10 protein-coding genes and 1 pseudogene are annotated in these 9,849 nt (G+C 30.1%); 2 read left to right on the forward strand and 9 right to left on the reverse strand.

Translation table 11 applies throughout. The features are described 5' to 3' along the window. Positions 1–215 precede the first annotated feature (215 nt). The 9 genes and pseudogenes from KPL55_RS24700 to KPL55_RS24740 form a co-directional block, all read right to left on the reverse strand. Entirely contained in the window at positions 216–455 is a 240-nt protein-coding gene (locus KPL55_RS24700; protein ID WP_216309416.1) for a heavy-metal-associated domain-containing protein, read from the reverse strand. Positions 456–536: 81 nt separating this feature from the next. After that, entirely contained in the window at positions 537–1,946 is a 1,410-nt protein-coding gene (locus KPL55_RS24705) for a sensor histidine kinase (protein WP_216309417.1), read from the reverse strand. 45 nt (positions 1,947–1,991) lie between these two features. Beyond that, positions 1,992–2,687 carry a response regulator transcription factor gene (locus KPL55_RS24710; RefSeq protein ID WP_216309418.1) on the reverse strand — a complete coding sequence of 232 codons (696 nt, stop codon included), beginning with the start codon at positions 2,685–2,687 and terminating at the stop codon, positions 1,992–1,994. A gap of 133 nt (positions 2,688–2,820) precedes the next feature. Next, positions 2,821–4,560 carry a SulP family inorganic anion transporter gene (locus KPL55_RS24715; protein ID WP_216309424.1) on the reverse strand — a complete coding sequence of 580 codons (1,740 nt, stop codon included), beginning with the start codon at positions 4,558–4,560 and terminating at the stop codon, positions 2,821–2,823. Between the two features lie 575 nt (positions 4,561–5,135). Then, a complete protein-coding gene (locus KPL55_RS24720; protein WP_246599825.1) occupies positions 5,136–5,372 on the reverse strand; it encodes an SHOCT domain-containing protein in 237 nt (78 codons plus the stop codon). 56 nt (positions 5,373–5,428) lie between these two features. Continuing rightward, positions 5,429–5,872, reverse strand: a complete 444-nt coding sequence (locus tag KPL55_RS24725) for a hypothetical protein (RefSeq protein WP_216309419.1) — start codon at positions 5,870–5,872, stop codon at positions 5,429–5,431. A 948-nt stretch (positions 5,873–6,820) separates the two neighbouring features. Continuing rightward, positions 6,821–7,045, reverse strand: a pseudogene (locus KPL55_RS26880) (hypothetical protein); the annotation flags it as partial. 43 nt (positions 7,046–7,088) lie between these two features. Next, on the reverse strand, positions 7,089–7,226 hold the full coding sequence (locus KPL55_RS24735) for a hypothetical protein (RefSeq protein ID WP_216309420.1): 138 nt from the start codon (positions 7,224–7,226) through the stop codon (positions 7,089–7,091). A 25-nt stretch (positions 7,227–7,251) separates the two neighbouring features. Beyond that, positions 7,252–8,076, reverse strand: a complete 825-nt coding sequence (locus tag KPL55_RS24740; protein WP_216309421.1) for a hypothetical protein — start codon at positions 8,074–8,076, stop codon at positions 7,252–7,254. Positions 8,077–9,235: 1,159 nt separating this feature from the next. On the opposite strand from KPL55_RS24740, the gene tnpA reads away from it, so the two are divergent. Then, positions 9,236–9,571, forward strand: coding sequence for an IS66 family insertion sequence element accessory protein TnpA (gene tnpA / locus KPL55_RS24745; protein WP_216309422.1), 336 nt, complete (start codon positions 9,236–9,238; stop codon positions 9,569–9,571). Continuing rightward, on the forward strand, positions 9,568–9,849 hold a 282-nt coding region (gene tnpB, locus KPL55_RS24750), incomplete at its 3' end, for an IS66 family insertion sequence element accessory protein TnpB (RefSeq protein WP_216309423.1). The genes tnpA and tnpB, both read left to right, overlap by 4 nt.

Consider the following 9,849-nt stretch of genomic DNA (forward strand, 5'->3'; position numbering starts at 1 on the left):
AATAGAAATCGAGCCTGAAAATGGGCAAGGTGAAACCTCTCCAAATAAGATGAATCACTAAAAACATGTGAGATAATTCCAGTTCATAAAATTGTATATTAGCTTCACAAATTTCTAAAAATGTAGATTAAGACATATTGCATAGTCTTGAGCTACATTTTTAAAGTTGTTTAATATTATTATAAATATAATTAGTTTCATTACTATAATTAAAGTTATGAATTAAATCCATAGATGTTTTTAACTTTACCGGTAAGGATTGTTTCGTTAACTTTATCCTGTATCATTTTTTTAGTAATTGTTTTATCTTTATAGATAACTTTTATTTTTTTAGATTCCAGACTTATTTCTAAGCCATCTATTCCATGGAGATTACTTAGACACTTAATTACGTTTATCAAACATTTATCACATAACATATTGTATTGTTTAAAGTTAGCCGTAGAATACTTCATATGGTAAACCTCCTTGTTAGTATAATACCAAATTCATATGTTGATAATGTGTAGCAATAAACAAAGATCATAAAGCCAGATTTATTCATCTGGCTTTATGATTGATTTAGGAAACACAAGTATAAAAGTACTTCCTTCACCTAATTTACTCTTTACATTTATCGTACCTTTATGAGCTTCAATAATAGCTTTTACAATAGTCAAACCTATGCCAGTACCACCGGTATTTTTATCACGAGACTCATCGCTTCTGTAAAATCTTTCAAATATGAATGGCAAATCTTTTTCGGAGATTCCAATTCCATTGTCCTTTAATTCTACAGTAATGTTATTAACTTCAGATTTTAGATATAATGTAACTTCTCCACCTCCTCTTGAATATTTAAGTGAATTTGAAAGCAGATTATACATTACTTGTTTTAATTTGTCTTTATCCATTAATACTTCTACATTTGGAACCAAATTTGAATAGATTTTCAAAGCTGAATTACTATACTGAGGCTGAAAAGAAGTTATTATTTCTTCAAGTTCTAATGATAAGTTAAATCTAGATTTATTTAAATTTAGATTTGTTTGTTCTAATTTAGCTATATTGTTAAGACCTTCAACTAATTTTATTAAACGTTCTATTTCTTCATAAAAGCTTGTGAGTATTTTCTCAGTAGGTTCCCAAACCTTATCTAGTAATGCCTCTATATGTGTTTTTAAATTGGTAAGAGGGGTCCTAAGCTCATGAGCCATGTCTGATGTCAATCTTTTCCTAAGAAGCTCTTGTTTTTGTAATGTCTCTGCAAGATAGTTTATTGAAGCTTTCAAATCATCTATTTCTTTGGTTTTAGATGTGACATGAGACCTAGCTTCTAAATCGCCATTTCTAATTCTATTAGCAGTATCAGTTATTTTTGTTAAGGGTGAGGATAATTGCTTTGAAAGAAAGATGCTTACTATTAACCCGAAAATCAAGGCTATAACCCCAGAAATAAAAAAGGAGTGATTCAAGGTCATTTTGAAAGTTAGTGATCCAGCATTCAGAAAGGAGGTGCCGTAATATCCAAAGACTATAGTGCCAATTTTTTTATTGTTTTTGCTTAAGGGATAGCTATCTTCAGTGTATTGTCCTGGCTTTATTGAAGAAAAATTATTCATCATCGTACCCATCATTGAACCCATCATAGTTTGGTTTTGTAAATTTGAATTACCTGAGGTCAAAGCGACATCTCCCGTTGCATCTTTCACTTCAATATACAATTCTTCTGCATTAGCATACCTTAGTATTTCATCTTTATTACTAGATGAAAAGCCTGTTTTTTCGTTGTATAAACCATCTATTATAGTTGCAATTTTTTCTACTTTGTTTTTATGTTCATCAATTAAGTAATTGTTGAATTTTTCATCAATCATATAATTTGAAATTAACACTGCAATGAATATAGATACAATTGCAGTAAGAAGAAATCCCAAGGATAATTTTTTTGATAAAGACAATTTCATTTGAATTCACCTCGTATTTTCATTAAAGTTAAGATGCATAAACAATTAACCGTTGAATTTATAACCCATGCCATACACAGAAATAATATATCGTGGCCTTTTAGGGTTTTCTTCAATTTTTTGTCTAATATTTTTAATATGAGTATCAATAGTTCTATCAAACCCATCATAATCAATTCCAAAAGCTTTATTTACTAATTGTTCCCTTGAGAATATTTGTCCAGGGTTGGTCAGGAGTGCAATTAAAATCTTAAACTCATTAGAAGTTAAGGGAACAGGATTACCTTGTTTTTTTATAATCATTTTTTCAATATTTATTTCAAGATCGCCATCGTTAATAACTAATAACTGAGCAAGTGGGTTATTATCTCTATAAGTTCTTCTAATAATTGCTTTAACTCTACTAACAAGTTCTCTATTACTAAATGGTTTTGTTATATAATCATCTGCTCCAATAGCAAGTCCTTCTATTTTGTTATCTTCTTCAGTCTTTGCTGTAAGCATAATAATTGGTATAGAGGAGGTGGCTCTAATTTTGTTACATACTTCTTCACCAGAAATTTTAGGTAGCATTAAATCTAATATAATTAAATGAATTTGTTCATTTTTAAATATATTCAAAGCTTCTTCACCATCTGAGGAAGTTAAAACGTCGAAACCCTCTTTTATCAAATAAGCTTTAATTACATTTAAAACTTTTTGTTCATCATCAACTACTAAAATTCTAATTTTATCATTCATTTGTTTCACCCCTGTATAATAATGTATTATTTATAGTATACTCTATTGGCAAATTTAATCCAATATAGCATTAGAAAGAACTAGGGTGAATTCCCTAGTTTCTATGATTTAAGATTATTATGGACAGTACCTTCTAAGCCAACTTCTGAGCTTTATCACCACTTTCACAGTTTAGAGAAGCTCTTGCTTTCTGTAAAGCGTTAGTAGTAGAAGCAAAAACTTCATTCTCCGATCTAAAGATATTCTCAATGCCAATATCAGATTCAAGATTAGTTTTCTTAAAAAATAAATCTAGGTCCGAATTGACACCACTGATGAGCACGATTCCACTGGTTTCTCTTACATTCCTAATGAAAACCTTCAAAGCACTGAGTGATGTTAAATCAATTGTAGTCACATACTTCATTCTTAAGATGAACACTCTGGATTTGCTGATTAAACTTTCAAGTTTTTCTCCAAGGTCAGATGCCGCGCCGAAGTAAAGATTACCTTCTAGTTGAATAATTAAGACATCTACCTTTCCCTTAACTGATTTAATTTCTTGTTCAATAATTTGGGACTCTGTCCCCGGTAATGGAATAAGAAGTTTTACCGGGGCTTTGTTGGTATCTTTCAGGTACAAGACAATGGAGAGGGCAATTCCTGCATAAATTGCATAATCAAGGCTTGGCAGTGTAATTACTAACATACCCGTTACCCACATTGCAATAGAATCCGACGATAATATGCCTGCACGAGCAACCTTCTTAATTTCCTCTTTATCAATCAAGCCATATCCAGTATAAATTAATACTCCAGCAAGGCTTGCACTGGGTATATACATTGCATAGGGGGCAAAGCATATAAGAATTATGGCAACAAATATACCTGATAGGATACCGGCAAATCTGCTGGCTCCCCCGTTAATATAATTGATTGCAGAACGTGAAAATGAACCGGACGAGGGAAGACACTGAAAGAAAGACCCCACTATATTTGCTATACCCTGTCCGATAAATTCCTGATTAGAATCAATTCTTTGTCGCGTCTTAGTGCCAATAGATTTTGAAATTGATATGGCTTCTACCAGTCCTATGATCGAAATTGCAAAAGCCCCTCCAAAAATATCCTTTAGAGAAGCAAAGCTAAATTGCACCAGCTTAAAGGTAGGCAGCGTGGAAGGAATAGTGCCTATAAGTTTTACACCCTTCTTTTCTAAAGCAAACATAATTATAAAAATTATTGGAATGGTAATTCCGAGTAAGGCACCAGGCAATTTTTTATTAATTTTTTTACAAATCACCACGATAGCTATCGTCATCAGTCCCACTCCCAAGACATAAAAGTTGGTTTGGCTTATATGGGTTATGATGTAATACGTTTTTTCCAAGGTTGACATGGCGGATGAACTCTTAATAGATATGCCCAGAAATGTTTGCAATTGTCCGAGAGCGATTATTACACCTGCGCCAGCAGTAAAACCTACCAATACTGTATGGGACACGAAATTTACCAACTTACCCAACTTAAAGACGCTATAAACCATTTGTAAGACGCCCACGAGAAAGGTCATTAGGAAAAGTATTTGATAGGCATTCGGAAGGTTCATATATCGAATCATGGCGCTTGCCGTGAGTAAACATATAGCATTAGTCGGTCCAGTGATCAACTGATTTGAGCTTCCAAATAATGAACCAATAATGGTTGCTACTATACCCGTATAAAGACCATAAACAGGGCTAACACCCGCGATCAATGCATAAGCCATATACTGTGGAATACCCACGACTGTCACTGTCAATGCACTAATAATATCCTTCCTAATATTTTCTTTTTTATATTCTCTAATAGTTTGGAGTATTGGTATATATTTACTTACCTTGAAACTTGACATACGAATACCACCTTTCAATTACTATCCACCGCACTTAATTCCATCAGTTGAGTTTATGGGCAATTCTTTAACGCATATATTTTTAAACATAAATATACCTCCTTGAAGTCTGTATTTTTACAACATTATTTATCTAGCGATTTTACATTCAATCTGTTGACTTTACCTTTTTTCTCTACTTACTGACGCAATATGCCATGTAAGATTCTCAATACTCATATGCTTTCACCTCCATAGTTTTTTAACTAAACTATCGAGACACCATTCATGTCAAGGTTTTAGTATATAACCCAATATACATGCGTTCGCCTGTATAACCAAGCTACAATATCTGAATAGTACATTAATTATGTGTAGGAATTATAAAGAAAGAGAATATAGCTATTTTAAAGTAAAAAGATCGGTACCTACTTCAAAAAAATTATCTAACTATAACGTTTCTAAAGATGTAGAGTTTTATTTTTAACAAAACGAAAAGGAGATGTTTTAACATCCCCTTTAAAATTCTAATGCATTTCCAAAGTTATCTATTTCATTGTTGCTTAAAAAACTGATCTAATAACACCATTACTAGCCTAAATAATTTTTTTGTGTTTTTTATCATTTAGTAACATATTTTTTTTATGAGTATATTCATCTTCATTTATTTCTCCACGGGCAAATCTTTCATTTAAAATATTTGAAGAATTATCTTTAACATTATTATTTTCTCCTTGTCTAGTGACTGCAAACATAACAATTCCAATTAAAATTATAGGAATAATGATCATTCCAAATGATCCTCCCATCATACTATATCCATATCCCATCATATCAAATCATCCTCTCATTATTTTTATATTATTTACTTTAGTAAATTTCTAGAATATTACCTTCCCATCATACTTCCATGAAATTCTGCCATATCTTCTCTCCCTATGGATTTCATCATATTAGCCATAGATTCATATCCATTCTTCCTCATTATGTCAATCATTTTTTTATAGTCAGTATCACTGATGTTATTCATCAAATTGTTCATAGAATCAAAATTTCTATTTTCCATTGCTTTAGCTTCATTACTAAAGCCATTATCTTTCATAATTTTTATCATATCGTTATAGCTATCATTTGTTTGAAGCCTGGCATTTTGATTACTCATCATAGATCCACTATAATTGTATGCTGATTTATTCTCATTATTTTGTGAACTCATCATTGATCTCTTAAACCCATTGATAGTTAAATTATTTTCACCTGTTGCATATGCAACTGAAATGACTCCTACTGTTAGTACTCCTGCTATTATTAGAACCATAACTTTATTCTTCATTTAATTTCACTCCTCTAATTGTTTTCTTTTTCTTTATACGTTTATTCTACTACTCAATTGTGGAGTAATTATGAAGCTAATACCTATCCTAATAAATACTTTGTTTCATTTACACTATTTAGTATTCCTTATGACCTTATAGAGGACTGCGCAGTTGTAATATGTACGTATACTGCCGGCCACTCTGAGCGTGTTACACAAATCATCTCTTTAAAAATAGATAAGGCACAGGGTTTAACTATTGATCGACTCAATACATTAGAATTTGCTTTGGCAAAGCAAAAAACACTATGCATTAAACATAGTGTTTTTTATGGTGTGAGTAAGTCTATAAGCCGAGTCCTGTATTTGAATTTTTCATTCTTTATATAGATTTAATTGTATTTTAGTATATTAAATAAGTATTGATTTTACTGAGTTTAAGAGACTTTCTATATCAATTTATATTTATCTCAATTTATTAATATTTTAAAGAGCGGTGGCATAGCGGTGGCAAATAATAAATTTGCCACCGCTTTTATTTTTACAGCATCTTTAAATATATTTTAAAGCATTATGCTTTAATGTGTAATTAAGGTGATCTTGCGCTTCTCTATGGATTGTTTTTATACCTGTTCTTAATATCTACTATGATACTAAAGTTATGTTATATATGGTTTTTAATATAAAAAAGGGTATAAATACTAAACAACCAAGGAATTAATGTGTAATTACCCATTATACCCTAACAGTACTTATCAGACGAAATTAGAGGAGGATTAACTCCATAAAATTTACAACGAAGTTTATAAAACACACATTATCCTAGAGTAATAAAAGGAAAACTGACACAAGCTAAAATTAATTGTTGGTGTTTAGATGCATAAGAGTGATTTAAGAAAGCAAGCGCAGAATACTCAAATGCTGTTGAGTATCAGAAGTTGCTGGAAAAGTAAAGGAGCATAACCTCTATGGTTCATCAAAGTAGGGGTGTATTATTATAAATGTGCATTTATTATAGTCATCATCATATTGAGATATTTTATCAATTTCTCCTTTATGGCTTCTGTTATTGCATAAGGTACAAGATAAGACCAGGTTCATATGAGTAAATTCAAATTGAGGATATAATTTTGTCACTTTTGGTGCAATATGTTCAATATTAATGTCCCTAGTAACGCCATATTTAGAACCACAGTAAGCACATCTTCCCCACGCTCTTTATCCATCTCAACTCTTAATACCTTTTTAATGACTTCATATTATTTGTATTAACCTTCCAAGTGTCGCCATTAAAAGGCTTTAAGCTATCTTTATATTCGGATAAAATCATATTACTTTTAATATTTTCAATGTTTTCAAGATATGCCTCCACAGAATATAAAATAATGCTTAATTGATCATCTCTTTAACGATAATTCATTCCATACAAATCCAATTCGATTGCCTTTGTTTATTCTAATACAAATATTAAGCAAAGCTGATATAATAATTCTATTATCATAAACCTTCTCAAATTCATTATATGATCTTACTAATTTTATTAGTTGAATTGAAATAGAGTTTAACTCACTATCCCCCTTTTCAATTAAAATATTATAAATTGTTTCCTCTATTACAGTATAAAGGTCTTTCTCTATATTCTTTATTATAGTAATGTTTCTATTTTCAAGTCGCCAAGATTGTGATTCCTTAAGACCAATCTTAATACATGAAATATTTAAAAAAGTATCAGTAATATTAAAATCGCCTGTATAATTTTGATTATAAAACTCCCTTTCATTTAGTGTACTCATTATTTTTTCTTTATTTCCCTGTTCAATATAGGCATTAATTGTATCTATATATTGGAATTCTTTTAATAACGTTGTTAGATATTCGTATTTTGCCACATAGGATATATCGCTATAATATTCTAACCAATTATGTATGTAGCTGATTTTTACATTGCCTTCTACCGCCATTCTATTCATTTGATTCCAGCCATTACTAATACTTTCCTTTATAATTCCTGCACTAACTCTAGCCTTATCTCTTGCACGTCTATCATCTATTGTAAGTGTATGTTTTATCACAAACAAAGTTGCTATTCCAGATATTGCACCGCCTATTAAGCTCCCAAAATCCGGATTATAATTTTTAAATTTAAATATATTGGTCTTCATTGCCACTGCCGTAAGTACTACCAAAGTGATAACTATAATAATTATGATATTAATACCCATGTGTAGTCTATTTTCCTTATAATTTGCTATTATAACACTAGGAATACATTTTAATATCTCAAATAAAGGTAGTAATACCATAGCACAAATAAGTATTATTAATAAAATCCATTGTTTATTAAAAAGAGCAAAATAAGTACAAATGTACCAAATAAAATAATATAATATATTAATTATCTTTTTATTTGACTTTGAGATTGTCTTAATAGTTTTTTTATGTTTTTTTATACTTTCCTTAAATGTATCTTTTTTTATTTTAATAGGTTCAAGACTCTGTTTAAGATGTTTAACTTGTTTTACTTGTTTGGGTTGAGGTAGAGTTGGAGATTTTTTAGATTTTTTTTTCTCGTCATAAATCTCCTTTCTAAATGATTTTATTAATAACTCTAAACTTAAAATAAGAACTCATTTAAATACACTTTTAATAAATGCTTACCTATAGTGTTAAGTTATCAACTTAATACTATAGTATATACAAATTAATTGCAATTATTTTAATAACTGTCAATGTTATGTTTTTAAGGTCTTTAGACAAAAATATAATATATATTAGTTTACCTAAAATCAATATATTTAGGGAACTGTTTAGCGTCATTTCCAGTTTGTTATCGTTTGACGTATACTTTTTCGGTACTCATCAAAGAATATGGAAATTCTCTTGCTAATAATAAGTAATTATACTTGATTATTTTTTAGTTGAATTTAACATAATGCTTTAGGCTTATATAAATCAAGCTATACAATTATTATTGATATGAAATACAATGTTTATAAATATGTATAAGTATTAAGGTTACAGAATAATAAAAATTCGAATTTTAAGCCTATTTTAGAGCTCGAAACCTTCCAATATTAGTAATTGGTGAATTAATAAATACATAAGTGATGTAAGTTGCTTTTATCACCTTATATCGTTGTATTAGCCTAGTTAGTTATATTCTTGTGTTAAGTATCTCTTTTAAATTTGTTTTAGAAATTATATTAACTTGATTAAAGTTAGATCTCACACTAACGATAAGTGGAGTGAGCTTTCAATAATTAATGATGCGATATATATATTAATAGAACTATTGTATGTAAGCGATGGAACAAACACCGTAATGTAAATTAACCTCCGGTTTGATATACTTTGATAAAGTAGTCGATGGGAGGTTTTATTTTGAGATCCACAGCTAAAGATCAGCTTCTCTGGGAGCAAAGAATTAATGAAAGAACTAAAAGCGGAATGTCAGTTTCAAAATGGTGTAAAGACAATGAAATTAGTAAAGGTAAGTATCATTATTGGAATCATAAAATAAGTAAAAAGCAAAATCCGAATAACGAAATGACATTTGCTGAAATCACTCCAATCCTTTCAAATGCCGATCAGGCAATACTAACTTCAGATAATTTGGATGATTTTCAGATATTTTTCAATAATATACAGGTAACAGTTCCAAGCAATTTCAATCAAGACTCTTTAGCAGGACTAATGAAAGTTCTGCAGGAACTATGATTAAGCATATAGCCGATGAGGCTGAACATATTTATATTGCACTAGGTGCTACAGATTTCCGTAAACAACAAAACGGACTTACTACATTGGTTTCATTGAAATTCAAACTTGATCCTTACTCCGGAAAAAGTGTTTTCTTATTTTGTAATAAACGACATAATTCACTTAGGGCATTACGCTGGGATCGAAATGGCTTTATTCTAGTTACAAAATTTCTTTCTGATGATATGAAATTTCAGTGGCCAAAGAATCAAGGGGAAATAAGAGATATAACAAAA

The sequence above is a fragment of the Clostridium lacusfryxellense genome, assembly GCF_018861735.1.
GTDB lineage: Bacteria > Bacillota > Clostridia > Clostridiales > Clostridiaceae > Clostridium_AD > Clostridium_AD lacusfryxellense.

What these genes read in the sequence shown, in the direction of transcription:
- KPL55_RS24700 (WP_216309416.1), bottom strand. Translation starts at nt 455, where the DNA reads ATGAAGTATTCTACGGCTAACTTTAAACAATACAATATGTTATGTGAT.
- KPL55_RS24705 (WP_216309417.1), bottom strand. Translation starts at nt 1,946, where the DNA reads ATGAAATTGTCTTTATCAAAAAAATTATCCTTGGGATTTCTTCTTACT.
- KPL55_RS24710 (WP_216309418.1), bottom strand. Translation starts at nt 2,687, where the DNA reads ATGAATGATAAAATTAGAATTTTAGTAGTTGATGATGAACAAAAAGTT.
- KPL55_RS24715 (WP_216309424.1), bottom strand. Translation starts at nt 4,560, where the DNA reads ATGTCAAGTTTCAAGGTAAGTAAATATATACCAATACTCCAAACTATT.
- KPL55_RS24720 (WP_246599825.1), bottom strand. Translation starts at nt 5,372, where the DNA reads ATGATGGGATATGGATATAGTATGATGGGAGGATCATTTGGAATGATC.
- KPL55_RS24725 (WP_216309419.1), bottom strand. Translation starts at nt 5,872, where the DNA reads ATGAAGAATAAAGTTATGGTTCTAATAATAGCAGGAGTACTAACAGTA.
- KPL55_RS24740 (WP_216309421.1), bottom strand. Translation starts at nt 8,076, where the DNA reads ATGGGTATTAATATCATAATTATTATAGTTATCACTTTGGTAGTACTT.